We start from the raw sequence: 22,046 nt of genomic DNA on the forward strand, positions 1-22,046 counted from the left end.
CCATTCCGGCTTTCGATCCTCTTCCATTTATGGTGACACTTCCTCATAACCAAGTTTTAAATAAATCTCCCTGATTACTTTTTGTGCAGCTACAGGGATGATGGTTCCCGGTCCAAATATAGCCGCCGCACCATGATTGTATAAAAATTGATAGTCTTGTGCAGGTATGACGCCGCCAACAACCACCAATATGTCTTCCCGACCGAGCCTTTTTAATTCTTCAACCAACTGCGGCAGCAATGTTTTATGTCCCGCTGCAAGCGAACTCATGCCCACCACATGTACATCATTTTCAACAGCTTGATTGGCTGTCTCTTCAGGTGTTTGGAACAATGGACTAATATCAACGTCGAACCCTAAATCAGCAAATGCAGTAGCGATAACCTTTGCCCCCCGATCATGGCCATCCTGACCCATTTTCGCTATTAAAATTCTAGGCCTTCTCCCTTCATTCTCAAGGAATTCATCCGTCATTTTTTTTATTTCAGCTATTTCTTCCTCATTACGAAAGGCTGTACTATACACACCACTAATCGAACGAATGACAGCTTTATGTCTCTTTGCCACACGTTCAATCGCATCCGAAATTTCTCCAAGTGTTGCTCTAACTCTTGCTGCGTTTACAGCAAGCGCTAATAAGTTCTGTTCTCCTGTTGCTGCGGCTTTTGTTAATGCGGTTAATGCTTCTTCCACTTTTTGATTTTCGCGGTTTGATTTTAAAGCCGTTAATTTTTCGATTTGCTTTAAGCGGACCGCTGTATTGTCAATATCCAAAATATCGATTGCTTCCTCTTTTTCAAGCCTATACTGATTAACTCCGATAATAATCTCTTTACCAGAATCAATTTGTGCTTGTCTTTTGGCCGCAGCCTCTTCAATTTTCATCTTGGGAAGTCCCGTTTCAATGGCTTTAGCCATGCCCCCCAGCTCTTCAATTTCTTCAATATGTGCCCAAGCCCTGTTCACTAATTCATCTGTCAGCTTTTCTATATAAAAGGATCCTCCCCACGGGTCAATCACGTTGGTAATCCCGGTTTCCTCTTGTAAAAACAATTGAGTATTTCGAGCAATCCGTGCTGAGAAATCCGTAGGTAGGGCAATCGCTTCATCTAAGGCGTTGGTATGAAGTGATTGGGTATGACCCATTGCAGCAGCGTGGGCCTCAATGAGTGTACGGGTCACATTATTGAATGGATCTTGCTCGGTTAAGCTCCAGCCAGAGGTTTGAGAATGCGTTCTTAATGCTAATGATTTTTCATTTTTTGGATGGAAAGACTTCATCATTTTGGCCCAAATAAGCCTTGCTGCCCGCATTTTGGCCACTTCCATGAAGTAATTCATTCCGATTCCCCAGAAAAAAGAGAGTCTTGGTGCAAACGAATCAATATCGATCCCTGCTTTAAGGCCTGTTCGGACATATTCAAGACCGTCACATAGTGTATAGGCTAATTCAATATCAGCCGGTGCACCCGCTTCCTGCATGTGATAGCCAGAAATACTGATACTATTAAACTTTGGCATGTATTTTGACGTATAATCAAAAATATCAGCAATGATTCGCATCGACATTTCAGGAGGATAAATATAGGTGTTACGGACCATATACTCTTTCAAAATATCATTTTGAATGGTTCCCGAAAGTTTATCCTGGCTTACTCCTTGCTCTTCTGCTGTTACAATAAAGAAGGCTAAAATGGGCAAAACAGCACCATTCATTGTCATTGAAACAGACATCTGGTCTAATGGTATTCCTGCAAAAAGTGTCTTCATATCTAGAATGGAGTCAACTGCCACACCAGCTTTGCCCACATCCCCCACAACACGAGGATGATCCGAATCATAACCACGATGTGTTGCTAAATCAAACGCTACTGACAAGCCTTTTTGTCCCATAGCAAGATTTCTTCGATAAAAAGCATTACTTTCTTCCGCGGTTGAAAAGCCTGCGTACTGTCTAACCGTCCATGGTCGGTTGACATACATGGTTGGATATGGACCTCTTGTAAAAGGGGGGATACCTGGAAGGTCATTAATATGCTCTACTGAATTCCGGTCCTCCTTTGTATATATGGGCTTAAGAAAAATCTGCTCATAGGTTTCAAATCCTAACTTCTCAATGGAAATGGAAATATCATTTTTGACTTTTTGTTCCCATTCCGTTTTTGTGATGAAGTTTTGGTCAGCAAATAAATTGAGATTTTGAAAGTCAGGCCTTTGTTTCTTCAACCGTGTTCACCTCCATATCAGCAAGAATCTCTGCTAAGGTTTCATAGCAATTGGTGTTAAGATGAATAAACTGTTTAATTCCAACTTCCTGCCAACCTGCCTGTTTATCCAATTCAGGAAGACCAGCCAAATAAAAAATGCGTTCCGGAAACTCATTCGTTAAAGAAGTTAGAATCGCTTTACCTTCCGATTCGTACTGTTCATTCGTACCACACAAGCAAAAATGAGAGGTATTCATATCTAAAATAAATTGCTTGGCATTTTCAATCGAAAAGACTGGCTTGCTTTCGAACGCTTTCACTCCACCCGCCGCCAGAAAACTTTTCATAAAATCCATCCTTTGTTTATGCTGTTTTAGTTCTCCCAGACAGATCATCCCAACTGTAGGCGTGGATCCTATTTTTCTCTCTAGTTGTTTTGCCTTCCTTCTTAATTTTTCAAATGGTTCCGTTAGTCTTCGAACGGGAATGGCTTCTATTTTACTTAGCGCATAGTCCCGATTTGCCAAAAAACGATACCTATTTCTTTGTAGAGGATTTGGCTGGGTCTCATTTAAATCAGCATACATATTTGTACCAATCATACTTTGCTTTCTCGTTTGTAGATCTAGATTCCTTTTTTCAAAAACAGTATTGATCTCCTGCTGCATCCAGCCTGATTTTAGAGCATTTAAAATACCTCCTTGCCCTTCGATTTTTTGGAAGTATTCCCATGCCTTTTCAGCTAAGTCGTTTGTTAATTGTTCTAAATACCAAGATCCACCTGCAGGGTCAATCACTGTTCCTAGATGTGACTCTTGCTTTAAGATTAGTTGTGTATTTCTTGCGATTCTTTCCGCTGATGAAGTAGAGTGTGTAAGAAAATCAAAAGGAGTAACTTGTAAATATTGAACCCCTCCGATGATGGCAGCAAATGCTTCATTTCCTGCACGCAGAAGATTGACATAGGGGTCAAAGATGGATTTTGTAAATGTAGAGGTTTTGGCAGAGATGATCATTTTACGTGCTTCGTCTGTAACACCATAAAGTTCTGTTATGCGATTCCATAATATCCGTGCTGCCCGAAGTTTTGCGATTTCCATAAAGAAATTATTTCCAATAGAAAATTGAAAAATCATTTTTGCAAGGATTTGTTCTATTTCCATTTCATCTTCCTGGAGGATATCTAGAAAATAGACACCTTCGGCAATAGCAATCCCAAGTTCTTGAACGGCATTTGCACCGCCATTGTGATACGTTTCCGTATTTATTAGAATCGTTTGTAAATTTGGTAACCTTCTATTTGTTTCGATTATTGTTTTTTTCCACTCACCGATAAATTCTTTTGAGACAACTCCTTCTTCAGCAAATAATGCGATGGGGTCTGAACCAATATACCCTAAGACGTTTTCTGCTTGATTGTCTTGCTCTGCCATTTTGGCTAATATACTTAGTACTTCACCAGACAATCCTTCTGCATTAATTGCTAAAGGATATTGATGGTAATAACCTGTTAAAACACTTGAAAGGTTTTCAGTTGATTCCATTAAATCCTCTGAGATACTAAAGGCTATCGCCGTTTGGCCTTTTTTAAGAACTTCATGAAGTTTCTCTTTCAGTTCTTCAAGTGATTCGTAAGATAACTCCTGAGCAACTATCCATTCATTGGTTAAATATCCAAGGGGGTAAATACCACGCCTATAATCGGATCCTCCTGCATAATCTGGGACTGGTTTTTGATCCTTCTTTGTATAAAGCGGTTTCAAAACTATGTTTTCATATGTATCATGATTTAAAGATTCTATCCTTTTCCCTTTGAGAAAGGCTTCCACTTTAGCTTGCCAATCCTTTTCAGTTCGCTCTGAAAAAGATTGATTTTTAAGATTGTCCATCTCCCTTTCCCCCTCGCTTTTCAAATTAAGCTAAAATTCAATTAATTCCCCTTATTTCTATTTTATGGCACAAATACGATTCAGGCAATGAAATTCCCTTTATTAACATGAAAACCGCTGCCAATCTGGCAGCGGTTTTTATGTTAATAAATAGATGTGGTTGATTTTGATACATTTTCAAGGATTTCCTTCACCCGTTGCAGGAAGCGACCGGATATAAGTCCGTCCAATACCCTGTGATCTATTGACATACATAGGTTCACCATATCTCGAACTGCTATCATATTATTATTCATGACCACAGGACGCTTGACAATGGATTCTACTTGGAGAATCGCTGCTTGCGGGTAATTAATAATCCCCATGGATTGAACAGAGCCAAATGAACCTGTATTGTTCACAGTGAATGTACCACCCTGCATATCTTCTGATTTCAGTTTTCCTGTCCTCACTTTTATAGCAAGTTCAGAAATTTCTCGGGCAATTCCTTTAATGGTTTTTTCATCTGCATTTTTAATGACAGGTACGTAAAGAGCATCCTCTGTCGCAACCGCTATGGAAATGTTAATATCTTTCTTTTGAATAATTTTATCTCCAGCCCACATTGAATTAATTTGCGGGAATTCTTTTAAGCTTTGAGCCACGGCTTTGACAAAAAAAGCAAAGAAAGTTAAATTGAAACCCTCTTTTTTCTTAAATTCATCTTTCAAACTATTACGATATTCCACGAGATTGGTTACATCCACTTCGATCATTGTCCAGGCATGTGGAATCTCGTGTTTGCTTCGAAGCATATTTGACGCTATTGTTTTACGAACCCCTGTTAGTGGTATCTCGGTGTCACCAGCGAATGTAGGAACAAGCACTTGCCCGGTGGCAGGTCCTGGTACAGCAGTTGGTTGACTAGGTACAGTGTTTAAAACTTCTTGCATTTCTGGCCTTGAAACGGTTTCTTCCACTGTTTCAGCCGATGGTATTTGACCAGATTCAATTAATTTCAATAGATCTTTCCTTGTAATCCGACCACCAGCACCTGTCCCTGAAACCTTGGTTAGATCAATCCCGTGTTCTTGAGACAGCTTAAGTACGGCAGGGGAGTAACGCGCTTTATTACTTTGATCCAATTGCGTAGTAGGTTCTTCTTTACCAGCTGGTAGTGTATTAGAATGATCCGCAGCGAATGATTCCGTGGTTCCATCGGCATCGAGCTCTATCGTACATATCACTTCTCCTACTGTTAACGTATCTCCTTCTTCTGCAATTAACTCTTTGATTACCCCTGTAAAAGAAGACGGGACTTCCGCATTTACCTTATCAGTCATAACCTCGGCAAGGGGATCGTATTTATTTACCTTATCGCCAACAGCTACTAACCACTTGCTAATCGTACCTTCGGTTACACTTTCCCCTAACTGAGGCATTTTAATTTGTTCAATTGCCACTAGTTCCTTACCTCCTTAAAATGCCGCAAGCTCTCGCATCGCTTTTTCAACTTTGTCCGGATTCACCATAAAGAATTTTTCCATTGTTGGAGAATAAGGCATAGCCGGTACATCTGGTCCTGCGAGTCTCTTAATTGGAGCATCTAATTCAAATAAGCAATGTTCGGCAATGATCGCTGAAACCTCACTTATGATGCTTCCTTCCTTATTATCTTCCGTAATAAGCAAGACCTTACCAGTTTTAGAAGCTGCTTCAATAATAGCCTCTTGATCTAACGGGTAGACCGTTCGTAAATCAAGTATATGAACTGAAATTCCATCTTGGGCTAATTTTTCTGCCGCTTGTAGGGCAAAATGAACACATAACCCGTACGTAATAACTGTAATATCTTCACCTTCACGTTTAACGTCAGCCTTCCCTATCGGTAAAGTATAGTCATCTGTAGGGACCTCACCCTTAATTAAACGATAGGCCCGTTTATGTTCAAAGAAAAGAACAGGGTCAGGGTCACGAATGGCCGCTTTTAATAAGCCTTTGGCATCGTATGGTGTGGAAGGCATAACGATTTTTAGCCCAGGTTGATTGGCAAAAACCGCTTCAACTGATTGGGAGTGATAGAGCGCTCCATGTACCCCGCCTCCATATGGTGCACGGATGACAATCGGACAGCTCCAATCATTATTTGATCGATAGCGAATTTTTGCAGCTTCAGAAATAATTTGGTTGACAGCCGGCATAATAAAATCAGCAAATTGCATCTCTGCAATTGGACGCATCCCATACATTGCCGCCCCAATTCCTACCCCTGCAATAGCTGACTCAGCTAGTGGAGTATCAATGACCCGTTCTTCGCCAAACTGTTCATATAAACCTTGTGTTGCTTTAAATACACCGCCTTTTACCCCTACATCTTCACCCAGAATAAATACTTTAGGATCTCGTTCCATTTCTTCACGCATTGCCATTGTGATTGAATCAATATATGAAATAATTGCCATTTTACGTCCCCCTTACTCTTCCGTTTCCGCATATACATATTTCAATGCATCTTCTGGTGCAGAATAAGGAGCATTTTCTGCGTAATCTGTTGCCTCATTCACCAGCTTCATTACACGTTCATTAATTTCATTTTCCAGTTCATCATTCATGACACCTGTTTCCTTCAGGTACGCTCCAAAGGTAATAATCGGATCCTCCGTTTTTGCTTTTGCCACTTCATCCGGTGCCCGATAAGTACGATCATCATCATCCGAAGAATGTGGCGTAAGCCTATAAGACACTGTTTCGACTAAAGTTGGGCCTTCACCGCGCCTTCCTCGGTCAGCAGCCTCTTTTACAGCTTTATACACGTCTAAAGGATCATTGCCATCCACCGTAACACCTGGCATACCATATCCAATCGCACGGTCTGAAACCTTCTCACATGCTAATTGTTTCTCAATGGGTACTGAAATCGCATATTTATTATTTTCACACATGAAGATAACCGGGAGTTTATGCACTCCTGCAAAATTTGCTCCCTCGTGAAAATCACCTTGGTTAGATGATCCTTCTCCAAAGGTAACGAATGTCACTAGATTTTTCCTAACCATCTTTCCTGCCAGCGCAATTCCTACGGCGTGAGGAACTTGTGTCGTAACGGGTGATGACCCGGTTACGATTCTATTTTTCTTTTGTCCAAAATGTCCAGGCATTTGCCTGCTCCCCGAATTGGGGTCCTCCGCCTTTGCAAAACCCGAAAGCATCAATTCTTTTGGTGTCATTCCAAAAGTTAATACAACCCCCATGTCACGGTAATAGGGGAGTACATAATCTTTTTCACGGTCAAGCGCAAAAGCAGCTCCTACCTGTGCGGCTTCCTGCCCCTGACAGGAAACAACGAATGCTATTTTCCCTGCTCGATTTAACAGCCACATCCGCTCATCAATGCGCCTTGCCAGAAGCATTGTTTCATACATCTCCAATACCTTTTGGTCGCTTAAACCTAACTTATCATGACGATTTTCTGTCATTAATACATTACCTCCAGTTGTTCAAATAGACACGAACACAAATTAAAACATGAAATTTTTAATTTTTATGAATGAATTGCTTTTCCGTCAACCGCTAGTGCCGCTTCTCCAATGGCCTCTGTTAAGGTTGGATGCGGATGAATGGTATGAGCAATTTCCCAAGGTGTTGCATCTAATACCATCGCAAGCCCTGCCTCTGTGATCATATCTGTTACATGCGGACCAATCATATGGACCCCTAGAATATCATCAGTCTCAGAATCAGCTACAATTTTCACAAAACCATCTGATTCGCCAAATACAAGGGCTTTTCCGATTGCCCGAAAAGAAAACTTACCTATTTTTACTTTATGCCCATTTTCTCTAGCCTGCTCCTCGGTTATTCCAACACTTGATACCTCAGGATTACTATAGATACATCTTGATACTAAACGATAATCCATTGGTGATGGTTTTCCCCCCGCAATATGTTCTACAGCTAAAATCCCCTCATGTGATGCTACATGTGCAAGTTGTAAACCGCCAATAACGTCGCCAATCGCATAAATATGGGATTCCTTTGTTTGGTAAAAATCGTTTGTTACAATAAAGCCCTTTTCAATTTGAATCTCAGTATTCTCAAGTCCAATTCCCTCTATATTGGCTTGGCGGCCAACCGAGACTAAGAGTTTTTCAGCTTTAAATTGTTTCAGTACTCCCTTAACTTCCGCTGAAATATGAACCTCTTGATCCTTTATAATTGTCTCAGGGAGGACCTTTGCACTCGTAATGAGATTGATCCCTTTCTTTTTCATTACACGCTGCATTTCTTTTGAAATTTCTTTATCTTCGGTTGGGATGATTCGGTCTGCAAACTCGATAACAGTAACTTCTACTCCAAAATCTGACAGCATGGAAGCCCATTCGATTCCAATTACACCGCCGCCAACAATAATAATGGATTTGGGCAAAGCCGAAAGCTGTAAGGCTTCATCCGAAGAAAGGACGAATTTGCCATCTATTTCTAACCCAGGAAGTGTTCTTGGTCTTGATCCAGTAGACACGATCACATTTTTAGGAATTAACATTTCGTTTTCTGTTCCGTTATTCATCTCAACTGAAATCGTACCTGGTATTGGTGAAAATATCGATGGTCCAAGAATTCTGCCAATTCCTTCATAAACATCAATCTTTCCTTGCTTCATTAGATGTTGGACACCCTTATGTAATTGATCAATAATTTTATTTTTTCTCGCTTGAACTTTACCAAAATCTAATGAAACATCACCAGTTATTACACCAAATTCGGCACCCTGCTTTGTTGTTGCAAATACTTCAGCACTTCTAAGTAAGGCCTTGCTTGGAATACAGCCCTTATGCAGGCAGGTACCGCCTAATTTTTCTTTTTCTACAATGGCTGTTTTTAAGCCAAGTTGTGAAGCGCGAATAGCTGCCACATAGCCGCCAGTTCCACCTCCAAGAATGACCAAATCATATTCTTGTGCCACTTAAATGTCCTCCCCATTTACCTTAAATTTTTAAAGGATGAAAATTACCTGGATATACCTTTACATCCTCTTCACCTCGTAAAACCCGAAGTGCTCCTTCCGCCAAGGCCTGAAGTTCATTTTCTCCTGGCTGAACAAATACATCCGCAATCCAATTAATCCGATCACTGATTAATTTCACAAATTCATCTCCATATGCGAGTCCACCAGTTAAGACAATAGCATCCACCCTGCCTGAAAGGACAGCACTGCAAGCTCCAATCTCCTTTGCAACTTGATAGGCCATTGCCTCATAAATGAGCTTTGCTTCCTTGTCACCTGCGGCAATCCTCTTTGCGATTAATTCTGCATCGTTTGTACCAAGATAGCCAACTAGCCCACCTTGTCCCACGAGTTTCTTCATCATTTCTTCCCGATAATAGTCACCTGAATAACAGAGAGCAATTAAATCCCCTGCTGGCACCGTACCGGCACGTTCAGGACTAAATGGACCATCTCCATGAAGACCATTGTTCACATCAACAACTTTGCCTTGCTTGTGAACACCAACAGTAATACCGCCACCCATATGGGCTACAATTAAATTTAGTTCACTGTATTCTTTTCCAAGATCCCTTGCTACTCTTCTAGCAACCGCTTTTTGATTTAAGGCATGAAAGATACTTTTTCTTTCAATTAAGGAAAAACCAGAAATTCTTGCAATGGGCTCAAGTTCATCAACAACCACTGGATCGACTATATAAGCAGGAATATTTAAACCTGAAGCAATCTCGTAAGCTAAAATACCACCTAAATTTGATGCATGCTGTCCTGCATAACCAGATTTTAAGTCTTCTAGCATAAGGTCATTGACTTCGTATGTTCCTCCTTCAATTGGACGAAGCAGACCGCCACGACCACAAACAGCGGATAATTTCGAGATATTTATTCCTTCATTATCCAGTGTTTCCAAAATAGTCGTTTTTCTAAATGAATATTGGTCAATAATATTTGTAAATGTATTCAAAATTTCCGCATGATGGCGGATTGTTTTTTCAAAAATCGAAACTTCCTTCTCAAATACGCCAATTTTAGTGGATGTTGATCCTGGGTTGATAATTAGAATTCGCTCTCTATTCTCTGGCAACGTCAAAACCTCCACTTAAAAACATCTTTTTAAAGGCAAATGCGCTGAATTCGAATTCAGCGCTCTTGCCTTGACAATCGCTTATCCCTTTTAAAAATTCAGGATTGGTTCACTAAGCTCGATGACACTTACTAGAAGTCGTTTTTTATCTTGAGATTCGATGGCTTAAGATATGATGGCCGTTTTGCAGGAACTGGCTTCTAGAATTACGAATTCTGGCTATTCTTTCTTCTGCCATTCTATCTGCTGCAACATATGTTGGAATACCATCTCGTTTCGAAATTTCAATAACCTTCTCAATGGTTGTATAAAGCTGTTCAACTTTTTTCATTGCGCGTTCTTGATTATATCCATAAAGCTCATCTGCCACGTTAATGACGCCACCTGCGTTTATAACGTAATCTGGAGCATAAACAATCCCCATCTCGTGAATGATATCTCCATGCCGAGCATCTTTCAATTGGTTATTAGCAGAACCAGCAATTACTTTTGCCTTCAATTGAGGGATTGTGTCATCATTTATGGTTGCCCCTAATGCGCAAGGTGCATAGATGTCACACTCAACCCCATAAATCTCATGAGGATCCACTGCACGGGCGCCAAATGCTTTAACAGCACGATAAACCGCTTCTTTATTGATATCTGTTACAATCAGCTGAGCTCCTTCTTTATGAAGATATTCGCAAAGAGTAAAGGCCACATTTCCAACACCTTGAACTGCAACTACTTTTCCTTCAAGTGAATCTGTTCCAAAGGCTTCCTTCGCAGCTGCTTTCATTCCGCGATAAACCCCAAACGCAGTGACAGGTGATGGATTTCCAGAAGAACCAAACGCTGGAGAAATACCTGTCACAAAATCGGTCTCTTCATGAATGATATCCATATCGGCCACGGTTGTCCCTACATCTTCGGCTGTAATATATCGACCATTTAAGCCTTGTACGTAACGACCAAAGGCCCTGAATAAAGCTTCATTTTTGTCTTTCCGGGGATCGCCTATAATAACTGTTTTTCCTCCCCCAAGATTTAAGCCTGCGGCTGCATTTTTATAAGTCATTCCTCTTGCAAGGCGAAGGGCATCTTCAATAGCCGCCTCTTCGGTTGCATATGTCCACATCCGGGTACCACCTAATGCTGGACCAAGTGTTGTATCATGAATAGCAATAATTGCTTTTAAACCGGACTGTTTATCTTGACAAAATACTAATTGTTCATAATCATAGTTCTCCAAGTACTTGAAGATTTCCATGTTTGTTTCCTCCTCAAAGGGTAAAAAATCTATTTATTTACACAGCATAATGCTAACGCTAAAGAATAAAGCTTGCTTTCAGCTGTATCTGATCTGGATGTTAGAACAATAGGGGCATTAGCTCCAGCAAGTACAGCTCCAACACTAGCTTTAGCAAAGTAAATTAACGATTTATATAAAACATTCCCAACCTCGATGGAAGGCACGAGTAATATATCGGCATTACCGGCCACATCACTTACTATGCCCTTGTGTTTAGCAGCTAGTTCTGAAATGGCATTATCGAGTCCAAGAGGTCCATCAACGATGCAGTCAACTATTTGTCCTCGTTTATTCATCATTGCTAGCGCGGCAGCATCAAGAGTAGCCTGCATGTTGGGATTAACTGCTTCAACTGCAGCAATTACAGCTACCTTGGGAATTGCTATCCCAACTGACTTTGCAAGTGTAACGGCATTATTTATAATGCTTACTTTTTGTTCTAGATTAGGGGCAATGTTCATGGCTGCATCAGTAATTAAGATGAATCGGTCAAATTCAGGAATTTCAAAACAGGCAGTATGTGACAGTACATTGCCAGTTCTAAGTCCATAATCTTTATTTAATACAGCCTTTAATAAAATATTGGTTGGGATATTTCCTTTCATTAAAACATCTGCTTGCCTATTTGAAACAGCTTGAACAGCCGTTTCTGCAGCAGAAGTAACAGAGTCTGCATGAACAATTTTTAATTTATTATTATTCAATAGCTCTTGTTTTTGCAATTTAATTAGTGAAATGATTTTTTCACGATCACCGAAGAGGATAAATTCAGCTAGATCGCGATTTAATGCATCTATTACGGCCTCAATGACTTCAGCGGTTTCTGCTGCAGCAACAGCAACTGTATAAAGGCCTTTACTGTTTGCTTTTTCAAGTAGCGAGTCAAGTAGCAAGCAGTCATCAACCCTTTCTCTCTATTCCCTCACAATAAAACATGCAAGTTTTATGCCAATGATTTTATATGTACACAATTGATTTTACTGAACAAAACAGTGCAATAAATTTCAGATACTGAAATTTATTGCATGCCGTTTTTTTCAAGATTGAATTTTTCTAGCTTATAATAAAGGTTTCGAACTGATAACCCCAGTGTTTTTGCAGTTAATGTTTTATTCCCATTCAACCTATTCAGCGTTTCCTGAATAATCTTAGCTTCGAATTCCTCTAGCATTTCAGGCAATGTCTTTGCTAAAGAATGATTTTCATTAGAATTACCTAAAGAAGAAACATTTCGGCTATTTATATTTCGTAACTCAGGAAGATGGTGAACATTAATTAAGGTTTCATTATACTTCATAAAAATAATAGCCCTGCCAAGGATATTTTCTAATTCTCTCACATTCCCCGGCCAGTCATAGATTATTAATTGAGCCAATGCCTCTTCGGTTACCCCTTCGACGTTTCTTCCATAATCCCGATTAATCTTTTCAATTAACCGCCTGCATAAAATTGGGATTTCCTCTTTACGTTTTCTAAGAGGTGGAATTTGAATAGGCATGCGATTTAATCGGTAATATAAGTCTTCCCTAAACGAACCGATGGCAATACCCTTTTCCAAATTGACATTTGTTGCAGCAATGATTCTTACATTTATGTTAATTGGCTTCGTTCCGCCTACACGTATGATTTCACTTTCCTGTAAAACCCTTAGGAGTTTTGCTTGAGTATTGGCCGACAATTCACCTATCTCGTCTAAAAAGATACTGCCATTGTTAGCCTCCTCAAACAGTCCACGCTTACCTCCCCTAATGGCACCTGAAAAAGCTCCTTCCTCATAACCAAATAATTCACTCTCTAGTAAGGATTCTGAAATGGCTGCACAATTTACTCGAATAAACTTGTTATATTTCCGGTCACTAGCATTGTGGATCGCGTGGGCAAATAACTCTTTCCCCGTACCTGATTCCCCCCGAAGGAGCACAGTTGCTGGGGTTTTCGCTCCGAGCTTTGCCTGTTCAATTGCAATCACCATTTCCTCCGAACGTCCAATAATATCTTCGAATGTGTACTTCGCTTCAAGGTTTCGGATAATTTGTCTCGCTCGGTTCAATTCTCTGCTTAATGATTTCATTTCTGACATATCGTGAATAACACCCACACTGCCTTTTAATTTTCCCTTTACAATAATGGGAGCTACATTAACAATTACTTCCTTTTTGTTAGGCCCTAATCTCATAGGTACACCTCGGACAGCCCTTCTAGTCTGCAAGACCTTCATATGCATGCTTTCTCCCTCAGATATATCTGCAGTGGCTGGGTGCCCAATTACCTGTTCTTGTGTAAGTCCAGTCAACCGGGTGTAGGCTGGATTAATAAGGATACCGCGCCCATTTTCATCAACAACGGAAATAGCATCATCACTCGAATGAATAATCGCCTGAAGCATTGTTTGAATTTCCTTTAAATCTGTAATCTCCTCTGCTAAATTAACGACTTCTGTAATGTCTTTAAAGACAGCAAATGCCCCCATTAAGGTTCCATTTTCCTCTAAGATTGGAATGCGGGTAGTAATAATTTTCCGACCATTTTTCAAAACCATTTCCTGATTAGACTCTATCCTTCTTGTCTTCAGAATGAGTAAAAGCCGGCTAGTGGGAATCACTTCGAGCACTTCTTTTCCGATTGCCTGTTCTTTTGATACATCCATGATTTCTTCTGCTCTTTTATTAAAAAGGATGACTTTTCCTTGCCGATCTATCACGACCATTCCATCATTAGTCGCATTAAAAATGAGTTCCTGCTTGTAGGAATCATTCTTGAGTTTTATCACCAGCTCTTCCTTTTCCTCCATGAGTTTTGCGACTAAAAAAGCCACACTTCCCGGAATTAATACTGTTTTTCTGTTTTTAGCATTGCGAATGGCCTGAAAAACTTCATCGTCACCAGTTACGTCAATAATGATATCGATTTCCTCATTAAGAAACGGCTTCCAGCATGTCCCTGTTTTTATTCCCTCTTTCCGCGAGAGGATGAATCCCGGAGCATTTTCGTTTCTATCAATAACTACTTGGACTTTAAGTACTTCGGATTCTTTTAATATTTTTAAGATTGCCGTTCCACCTTTTCCAGCTCCAACAATCATAATGTTTTGCATTTACTTAGCCCCTTTGATTTATAGGAAATATTTTTCATTAATCAGAGGAAAATTTCTGCAATTCTCTTCATTAACAATTTTATACCGAAAACACTCACTTTGACAATTTTCTTCTATGTATTACTATTCTGTTAAGATATAATGTTAGTGAAGTCTTTACATTTCTAATTGGAAGGATTTATTTATGATACGTATTATCGCCCTTATCATTTTAGTCATTCCAGGTGCATTAGCAGCTTTAGGAATTAAATTAATGCGTGATATGACATTTGGGATTCTTCAAGCTCCCTTTCCTAATTTATGGCTTCAATTTTTAGTAGGATTGATCTTTTTCATTGGGGGACTTGGATTTGTAGCTGGTTTTATTTTACACAGAGACCGAAAACGTAATAAAGTGCAGCCAAAATTTAAGAAATATTAAGCAAGGCGCAAGCGCCTTGGTCAGCCCCGACAAGCATAAGACGCTCCCAAAAGGAAGGCGCTTTTTGCCTTCATTTTGGGAGTGGCTGTAGACCATCGAGGGGCTAGGCGCTGGAGCCAGAAAATTTCTCGAAGTCGAAATTTATATTTTCTTAATCATTTAAAAAAGGAGAGGCTGTTCCAACATGAACGGCACTCTCCTTTTTATAATTAGGCTGTGTTAAAGGCCATTGTTGATTTTGAAACAATGTTGATCTCCACTGCAGGCGCCCGCGGAAAGCGAGCGCCTGCAGTGGAGATCAACATTCATGTTTAACACAGCCTATAATTAAAGTTGTTCTATTTTTTTTCATATTGTTTTCTGATTCTAAGGGCTTTTACTGGATCATCTGTTATAAAAGCTTGACAATTAAGGTTAAAAAACCGATGCATATCCTCTTCTTTGTTTACTGTATAAGGACGTACCGCAATTCCATTCTCCATGGTATGGAAAAGAATATTATCAGACATTGCCGAGTGTTTAGGATGAATTCCTTTTGCCCGAATCGATTGGGCATAAATCCAAGGCATATAAATTCCTTCAATAAATAGGGGTGCTGTTTCTATTTCTGGCGCAATCCGAAAACTGTAAACGATACTATAATGATTAAAGGAAGAAATAATGATTCGCTCGGAGAGGCTGTATTTTCGGACAAGCTGAATAACTTTCTCTTCCATCCCTTCATAGGGAATAAGCCCATTTTTCAATTCAATATTACAGATTAACTCGTTTGTTTGGAGCCATTCTAATACCTCTACTAAGGAAGGGATTTGTTCCTTTTTTAACCCTTTTTTATTCGCATTTAGTTTTCTAATTTCTTTAAATAAGAAATCTTTCACAAATCCGCTTCCAGTGGTTGTTCGATCCACCTTCTCATCATGGATGACGACCACTTCACCATCCTTAGTCAATTGTACATCTAACTCTAAGCCATCAGCGCCTGCTTTTTCCGCTTCAATAAAGGCGCCCATCGTATTTTCAGCATAAGAGGCGGAGTAGCCACGATGTGCAAAAATTTGTGTCATTTTTTTCACTTCCTAAATAAAAAAATGGAGGCATCTTATGAAACCATTACAATTATCACCAGAAACTGCCTTAAAACTATCTGAGCAATTAAACATACCGTTAGAACAGCTTATGCACTTACCTCAACATATTCTTTTAAAAAAACTAATGGAAGCAGAAAAGAAAAAAGAATAAAAAATTCCTAAAAACTTTTAAGGCCTTCATCAATAAATGAAGGCCTTTATAAATATTACCGATTGGTTTTTAAGAAGCCTTATGTTCAAGGCGTAATTTATCAGCTACCATCGCAATAAACTCACTATTTGTAGGTTTTGCTTTTGACATGCTAACAGTATAACCGAACAAGGAAGAAATGGAATCAATATTACCGCGGCTCCATGCCACTTCAATGGCATGGCGGATAGCTCGCTCAACACGGCTTGCTGTTGTATTATACTTTTTAGCAATATCTGGATATAACACTTTTGTGATAGAACCTAAAAGTTCGATATCATTGTAAACCATTGATATGGCTTCACGTAAATACAAATATCCTTTGATATGTGCTGGAACACCAATTTCATGGATGATGCTAGTGATACTAGCATCGAGATTTTTGGGTTTTGGTTCTGATTGAGAACGGTAACTTACAGCAGGTGCCTTGCGTGCAAATGAATTCGTATTTCCGCTGACTTGTCGAATATGATTACCGAGATTTTCCATATCAAAAGGTTTCAAAATAAAATAGGAGGCACCAAGTTCAACTGCCTTTTTTGTTACATCCTCCTGTCCAAATGCTGTTAGCATAATGACATTTGGAATAGTTCCTTTTTTGACATCACGTAAGCGCTCAAGGACAGCCAAACCGTCAAGATGCGGCATAATAATATCTAATACAAGAACATCAGGCTCTGACGAAGCCAGCATATCTAAACATTCTTGACCGTTATGGGCAATTCCTACAACTTCCATATCATCCTGGGAAGAAATATAGTCCTCTAATAGTCCAACTAACTCTCTATTATCATCAACAACGCACACTTTTATTTTCTTCAATTCCAGTTCCTCCCTTATTTCAAATCCGCCTCTATTTTTAACTGAACATTTTCATCATATGTTTTGTCTTAATTATATTGTAAATTAGAAATTCGACAATGCAACTAAAATTCCTTTCATTTTTTTAATATTTGTTAAAATAGTGATAAAATCTTATCTTTTCTTTGTTATACTTCTTTTTTCGACTCAAATCGCATTTTTTCCATAATCTAACTGATTTTTGTCGAATAATCTTTATTAAAAAAAGAAGCAAAATAGGTTTTTTTACCTATTTTGCGTTAATTGGCTAGCTCCAGCACCCAGCGGCGAGACGACTTCGCCCTTCGCCCTACGATAAGTCAACACGGAAAAGCTTCGCTCTCCGTGTTTCCTTTATCTCAGTTGAAGGGCTCCAGTCCATACGCCGCTAAACGGGTGCTTCCGCTTTTCTATTTTAACTAGCTTTGTCCTTCGGTGTTTCGTATATATTAATTCCAGCTTCATTAAGCATCCATTCAATATGAACTCCATAGCCGGATGTAGGATCATTGACAAAGACATGTGTTACAGCACCAACTAGCTTTCCATTTTGAATAATCGGGCTTCCACTCATCCCCTGTACAATGCCTCCTGTTTTTTCAAGCAGCTTAGGATCGGTTACTTTTATCACCATGCCTTTTGTTGCCGGAAATTTTTGCGGGATTGTACTAACAATTTCGATATCAAACTCTTCTACTTTGTCATCATTAACCACTGTTAAAATCTTTGCAGGTCCTTCTTTAACCTGATCTGATAAAGCGATTGGAAGTGCTTTATCCATTATTCCATTTTTTAAATTTCTGTTCAATTCGCCAAATATTCCAAACGGGCTATTCTTTTGAATATTTCCGACAATTTCATGATCAGATGAAAAGCGTGCTAATTTTTCACCTGGATCACCATTGCTTCCTTTTTCGATTGATGTAACCGTGGATCGAACAATTTGACCATCTTCAACCACAATTGGCTTTTTGGTATCCATGTCTGAGATAACGTGCCCAAGGGCACCATATTTCTTAGATTGCGGGTGGACAAAGGTCATCGTACCAATTCCTGCTGCAGAATCTCTGATATACAAGCCAAGCTTATAGGTATTCTCACCTTTATCTTTTAAAGGTGTTAGTTTAGTGGTGAATTTTCCACTTTCACGACTTATGACCAAATTAAGGGGTTTTCCATCTTGACCGGCAGATTGGACAAATGGAGCAACATCTGTCATTTTTTCAATCTTATTGCCATTAATTTCTGTAATGATATCTCCAACTTTAATTCCTGCAATTTCACCTGGAGATTTTTTTCCGTTTTCCGTATTGATTAGGTGGTGACCAACCACCAATACACCAACAGTATTCAATTTTACACCAATTGATTGACCTCCGGGTATCACACGGAAATCTTTTAAGACCTGTACATCGACCTTTTTAATCGGGATCCCTGCATACTCTAGAAGCATGACGTTTTTTCCATGTTCATTCGCATTAACTGATACCGAATTTTTTTCCTGATTAAGTGAAACCTTTGAATTGTGAGAAGCCAAGATGGCTGTTACCGGGGCAGCCTTCTGAAATGTGTAATCTTGTCCTTCAAATACGGTTATTGACTTGGGAATGGCAAGGTATTGCTGTAAAGGCTGAAAAAAAATAAGGCTAATTAATGAAACAAGGAGAATTCCACCAATAATTTTTCTAATTATTTCTAACTTCAAATCATTCACTCTCCTCGCTTCTTTTCACTCACTTATAAATGGCTACATCTTTAATTTTGCCTCCTTGACAATCATTTATAACTTGGTTCAACATAAAAAAGCTACCCAATTTGGATAGCTTTTCATTTAAGCTTAATTTTACCAGCTATTTGTAATAATTCTTCCGCATGTTTCTTGGTTAAATCGGTAATTTCCGTACCTGAAATCATTCGTCCAATTTCTTTTATTTTTTCCCCAGTCTTTAATGAAGTAACAGAGGTTTTAGTTCGTCCGCCTTTTATCAATTTAGCGATAAATAAGTGGGTATCGGCCATTGCTGCTACTTGCGGTAAATGGGAAATACACAAAACTTGAGAACCGATTGCCACTTTATAAATTTTTTCAGCAATAGATTGAGCCACTCTGCCACTGACCCCTGTATCCACCTCATCAAATATAATTGATGTGACCCCTTGATGTTTGGAGAAGATACTTTTTAAGGCCAGCATAATTCGTGACAGTTCTCCTCCTGAAGCCACCTTTGATAACGGTTTTAATGGTTCACCGGGATTGGTTGAAATATAAAACTCAACATGATCGACACCATTTTTTGCAAAATGATGGGGTTCTGACTCAAAGCGAATTTCAAAAATAGTTTTCTCCATATAAAGTTCTTTTAATTCTTTATGGATTAATTTTGTTAATTTTTCTGCCCATTTGTGACGAATTTCTGTTAATTGCTTTGCTTCGAGTATCAGATCTTTTTTAATGGATGATAATTCCTTCTCAAGTTCTCCAATATGTGTTTCTTTATTTTGCAGCGTTTCAATTTCTTCTTCTATCTTGGCTGCATATTCTAATATTTCTATGATTGTTTTACCATATTTTCGTTTCAGTTGATTTATCTCATTTAAACGATCTTCAATATCATTCAACCGCTGCGGGTCATATTCAAGTACGTCTAATTCGTTTCGTAATGCATGTGCTACATCCTCTAAAAGATAAAAACTATTTGAAACCGAATCAGATAACTCTTTAAAGTTTGAATCAAGTGCTGCTGCATCTTCAAGGGAGCCCATGACCATCCCAATCCAATCAAGCCCCTTTTGTTCACCTTTTAAAGCATTGTAGCCTGTTTGAATGGCTTCGAATACTTTTTCAAAATTCCCTAGTCTTCTTTTTTCTTCTGCCAATTCTTCGTCTTCGTTAGGCTTTAAATTTGCGTTTTGTATTTCGTCTAATTGAAATTGGATTAAGTCTAATCGATGTGCAGTTTGCTGATCATTTTCGCTTAATAATTTAAGCTTATGTAATGTCTGCTCATAGCGGCGAAAGACCTGAGAATATTCTTCCAATGATGGATTAATTTCTTCTGCTCCGAACTGATCAAGCAATGGAAGATGTCTAGTTTCATCCATAAGTTCTTGATGTTCATGCTGCCCATGAATATCGACCAGTGTTGACCCTATTTCCCTGAGTGTTGCAATCGTCACCAATTTCCCGTTAATCCGGCACACACTTTTCCCAGAGCGGGAAATATCACGGCGTAATATTACCATACCTTCCTCAATATCAATGCCAAAATCATATGCTCTCACATACACGGGATGATTGGGGTCATCTAATTGAAATAAACCTTGAATGACGGCTTTTTCTTCTCCGTGGCGGACAAATTCAGCTGACCCTCTGCCTCCCACTAGTAAATGAATAGCATCAATGATAATTGATTTACCGGCTCCTGTTTCCCCAGTAAGAACCGTTAATCCTTTTTCAAATGAAATGGATAAATCCTCAATAATGGCAATGTTTTTAATTGATAATTCAGCTAACAAGGAACCTCTCCCCCAATTTAAAGCATATCTAGGAACCGATTGGTGATGACCTCTGTGTCTTCTGGTGTTCGGCAAATGATTAACATGGTATCATCACCACAGATTGTTCCTAATATTTCATCCCAATCCAAATTGTCAATTAGTGCACCGATTGCCATCGCATTTCCTGGTAAGCACTTCATGACAAGCATATGACCAGCGGAATCAATCCTGATAAAAGCATCGATAAGCGCCCTTTTTAATTTTTGTAATGGATTAAAGCGCTGATCTGCCGGTAAACTGTATTTATATCTTCCATCTGTTAATGGCACCTTGACTAAATGCAGCTCTTTTATATCTCTAGAGACGGTTGCCTGTGTTACGTTATAGCCTGCCGCCTTCAATTCATCTACTAATTCATCTTGTGTTTCAATATCATTGCTGGCAATAATTTCTCTAATTTTAATATGTCGTTGACCTTTATTCATTGTTTCACCCCGTAATAAAAAAACATCAAAGTATTTTTACTATAATGTTTATCTACCCATATGTTAGCCCATTTCTTTGGGAATGTACATTTTTTTTTATAAAAATACAATCATATGCAAAAGGATAGGCTTAGCGCCTACCCTTCTACTTGCTTTGTATGGAATTCCTTATGAGATTCCTCGACAATCTCAACAGGCTGTTTCTGCAGTTGATTAATTCCTGCTTCCTGTTCACCTTCCCATTTAAGGTGAAGCAAAAATTCAATATTCCCGTCTCCTCCTGTAATAGGAGAATAGGATAAGTTTTTTATTGCATAACCTTCCTTAACCGCGAAGTTAATAATTTTTTCAATTACCTGTAGATGTACTTTACCATCCCGTACAATTCCTTTTTTACCAACTTGTTCACGACCCGCCTCAAATTGCGGCTTTACTAGCGCAATAATATCACTGCCTGGAATTAGAAGGGTTTTTAACACAGGTAAAATTAAAGTTAATGAAATAAAAGATACATCGATAGTGGCAAAGTTAGGCATTTCCCTGCTTAAATCTGCTGGTGTAACATAGCGGAAATTGGTCCTTTCCATTACCACTACCCTTTCATCCTGACGGAGCTTCCAAGCCAGCTGATTGTATCCAACATCCAGCGCATATGACATCTTAGCTCCATTTTGCAGGGCACAATCTGTAAATCCTCCTGTTGAAGCACCAATATCTAATAGTACTTTTCCTTGGACATTTACATCAAATACTTTTAATGCTTTTTCCAGCTTCAAGCCTCCTCGGCTAACGTAAGGAAGGACATTTCCCTTTACTGTTAAGGGAATATCGACCTTCACTTTTTCACCAGGTTTATCTAAACGTTCTTCATTTGTATAAACTAAGCCTGCCATTATGGCTCTCTTAGCTTTTTCTCGGGTCTCAATTAGTCCTCGATCAACTAATAAAACATCTAACCGTTCCTTATTTTTCATT

At 39.1% G+C, this 22,046-nt stretch carries 18 protein-coding genes; 2 read left to right on the forward strand and 16 right to left on the reverse strand.

Annotated elements, in window-relative coordinates; genetic code table 11:
* Positions 1–27: 27 nt before the first annotated feature.
* The 10 genes from scpA to JOC76_RS04815 all read right to left on the reverse strand — a co-directional run bounded on the left by scpA (position 28) and on the right by JOC76_RS04815 (position 14,549).
* Positions 28–2,226 (reverse strand): methylmalonyl-CoA mutase, encoded by a 2,199-nt coding sequence (scpA, locus tag JOC76_RS04770; protein ID WP_205176451.1) that lies wholly within the window; start codon positions 2,224–2,226, stop codon positions 28–30.
* The gene (locus JOC76_RS04775) at positions 2,207–4,096 is read right to left on the reverse strand and encodes a methylmalonyl-CoA mutase subunit beta (RefSeq protein ID WP_205176452.1); all 1,890 of its coding nucleotides are present in this window, start codon (positions 4,094–4,096) and stop codon (positions 2,207–2,209) included. Before JOC76_RS04775 ends, scpA begins: the two co-directional genes overlap by 20 nt.
* A gap of 143 nt (positions 4,097–4,239) precedes the next feature.
* The gene (locus tag JOC76_RS04780) at positions 4,240–5,538 is read right to left on the reverse strand and encodes a dihydrolipoamide acetyltransferase family protein (protein ID WP_205176453.1); all 1,299 of its coding nucleotides are present in this window, start codon (positions 5,536–5,538) and stop codon (positions 4,240–4,242) included.
* 15 nt (positions 5,539–5,553) lie between these two features.
* The gene (locus tag JOC76_RS04785; RefSeq protein ID WP_205176454.1) at positions 5,554–6,537 is read right to left on the reverse strand and encodes an alpha-ketoacid dehydrogenase subunit beta; all 984 of its coding nucleotides are present in this window, start codon (positions 6,535–6,537) and stop codon (positions 5,554–5,556) included.
* A gap of 12 nt (positions 6,538–6,549) precedes the next feature.
* Positions 6,550–7,551: a thiamine pyrophosphate-dependent dehydrogenase E1 component subunit alpha gene (locus tag JOC76_RS04790; RefSeq protein ID WP_205176455.1), complete on the reverse strand. Its 1,002-nt coding sequence runs from the start codon at positions 7,549–7,551 to the stop codon at positions 6,550–6,552.
* Positions 7,552–7,616: 65 nt separating this feature from the next.
* Positions 7,617–9,038, reverse strand: a complete 1,422-nt coding sequence (lpdA, locus tag JOC76_RS04795; RefSeq protein ID WP_205176456.1) for a dihydrolipoyl dehydrogenase — start codon at positions 9,036–9,038, stop codon at positions 7,617–7,619.
* A 22-nt stretch (positions 9,039–9,060) separates the two neighbouring features.
* The gene (gene buk / locus JOC76_RS04800) at positions 9,061–10,179 is read right to left on the reverse strand and encodes a butyrate kinase (RefSeq protein WP_372441908.1); all 1,119 of its coding nucleotides are present in this window, start codon (positions 10,177–10,179) and stop codon (positions 9,061–9,063) included.
* A gap of 130 nt (positions 10,180–10,309) precedes the next feature.
* Positions 10,310–11,413, reverse strand: a complete 1,104-nt coding sequence (bcd, locus tag JOC76_RS04805) for a branched-chain amino acid dehydrogenase (protein ID WP_205176458.1) — start codon at positions 11,411–11,413, stop codon at positions 10,310–10,312.
* 29 nt (positions 11,414–11,442) lie between these two features.
* Positions 11,443–12,348: a phosphate butyryltransferase gene (gene yqiS / locus JOC76_RS04810; RefSeq protein ID WP_205176459.1), complete on the reverse strand. Its 906-nt coding sequence runs from the start codon at positions 12,346–12,348 to the stop codon at positions 11,443–11,445.
* Positions 12,349–12,473: 125 nt separating this feature from the next.
* Complete coding sequence (locus tag JOC76_RS04815) at positions 12,474–14,549, reverse strand: sigma-54 interaction domain-containing protein (RefSeq protein WP_205176460.1); 2,076 nt, start codon at positions 14,547–14,549, stop codon at positions 12,474–12,476.
* A gap of 184 nt (positions 14,550–14,733) precedes the next feature.
* On the opposite strand from JOC76_RS04815, the gene JOC76_RS04820 reads away from it, so the two are divergent.
* Positions 14,734–14,970: a DUF2627 domain-containing protein gene (locus JOC76_RS04820; protein ID WP_205176461.1), complete on the forward strand. Its 237-nt coding sequence runs from the start codon at positions 14,734–14,736 to the stop codon at positions 14,968–14,970.
* Positions 14,971–15,308: 338 nt separating this feature from the next.
* Here the strand turns inward: JOC76_RS04820 and JOC76_RS04825 are convergent, their stop codons facing one another.
* Positions 15,309–16,034, reverse strand: coding sequence for a glycerophosphodiester phosphodiesterase (locus JOC76_RS04825; protein WP_205176462.1), 726 nt, complete (start codon positions 16,032–16,034; stop codon positions 15,309–15,311).
* Between the two features lie 37 nt (positions 16,035–16,071).
* On the opposite strand from JOC76_RS04825, the gene JOC76_RS04830 reads away from it, so the two are divergent.
* A complete protein-coding gene (locus JOC76_RS04830; protein WP_205176463.1) occupies positions 16,072–16,209 on the forward strand; it encodes a YycC family protein in 138 nt (45 codons plus the stop codon).
* A 69-nt stretch (positions 16,210–16,278) separates the two neighbouring features.
* Here JOC76_RS04830 and spo0A read toward each other — a convergent pair whose 3' ends face one another.
* The 5 genes from spo0A to JOC76_RS04855 form a co-directional block, all read right to left on the reverse strand.
* Positions 16,279–17,070 (reverse strand): sporulation transcription factor Spo0A, encoded by a 792-nt coding sequence (gene spo0A / locus JOC76_RS04835; protein WP_205176464.1) that lies wholly within the window; start codon positions 17,068–17,070, stop codon positions 16,279–16,281.
* 433 nt (positions 17,071–17,503) lie between these two features.
* A complete protein-coding gene (gene spoIVB, locus JOC76_RS04840) occupies positions 17,504–18,793 on the reverse strand; it encodes a SpoIVB peptidase (RefSeq protein ID WP_205176465.1) in 1,290 nt (429 codons plus the stop codon).
* 122 nt (positions 18,794–18,915) lie between these two features.
* Entirely contained in the window at positions 18,916–20,604 is a 1,689-nt protein-coding gene (gene recN, locus JOC76_RS04845; RefSeq protein ID WP_205176466.1) for a DNA repair protein RecN, read from the reverse strand.
* Between the two features lie 17 nt (positions 20,605–20,621).
* Positions 20,622–21,071: a transcriptional regulator AhrC/ArgR gene (ahrC, locus tag JOC76_RS04850; RefSeq protein ID WP_205176467.1), complete on the reverse strand. Its 450-nt coding sequence runs from the start codon at positions 21,069–21,071 to the stop codon at positions 20,622–20,624.
* A 137-nt stretch (positions 21,072–21,208) separates the two neighbouring features.
* Positions 21,209–22,045 (reverse strand): TlyA family RNA methyltransferase, encoded by an 837-nt coding sequence (locus tag JOC76_RS04855; RefSeq protein WP_205176468.1) that lies wholly within the window; start codon positions 22,043–22,045, stop codon positions 21,209–21,211.
* Position 22,046 lies beyond the last annotated feature (1 nt).

The organism is Neobacillus cucumis (assembly GCF_016908975.1).
Classification (GTDB): domain Bacteria; phylum Bacillota; class Bacilli; order Bacillales; family Cytobacillaceae; genus Neobacillus; species Neobacillus cucumis.

Coding starts and splice junctions, on each gene's coding strand:
- JOC76_RS04775 (WP_205176452.1), bottom strand. CDS start 4,096: ATGGACAATCTTAAAAATCAATCTTTTTCAGAGCGAACTGAAAAGGAT.
- JOC76_RS04790 (WP_205176455.1), bottom strand. CDS start 7,551: ATGACAGAAAATCGTCATGATAAGTTAGGTTTAAGCGACCAAAAGGTA.
- JOC76_RS04815 (WP_205176460.1), bottom strand. CDS start 14,549: ATGCAAAACATTATGATTGTTGGAGCTGGAAAAGGTGGAACGGCAATC.
- JOC76_RS04830 (WP_205176463.1), top strand. CDS start 16,072: ATGAAACCATTACAATTATCACCAGAAACTGCCTTAAAACTATCTGAG.
- bcd (WP_205176458.1), bottom strand. CDS start 11,413: ATGGAAATCTTCAAGTACTTGGAGAACTATGATTATGAACAATTAGTA.
- JOC76_RS04855 (WP_205176468.1), bottom strand. CDS start 22,045: ATGAAAAATAAGGAACGGTTAGATGTTTTATTAGTTGATCGAGGACTA.
- ahrC (WP_205176467.1), bottom strand. CDS start 21,071: ATGAATAAAGGTCAACGACATATTAAAATTAGAGAAATTATTGCCAGC.
- JOC76_RS04820 (WP_205176461.1), top strand. CDS start 14,734: ATGATACGTATTATCGCCCTTATCATTTTAGTCATTCCAGGTGCATTA.
- JOC76_RS04785 (WP_205176454.1), bottom strand. CDS start 6,537: ATGGCAATTATTTCATATATTGATTCAATCACAATGGCAATGCGTGAA.
- JOC76_RS04825 (WP_205176462.1), bottom strand. CDS start 16,034: ATGACACAAATTTTTGCACATCGTGGCTACTCCGCCTCTTATGCTGAA.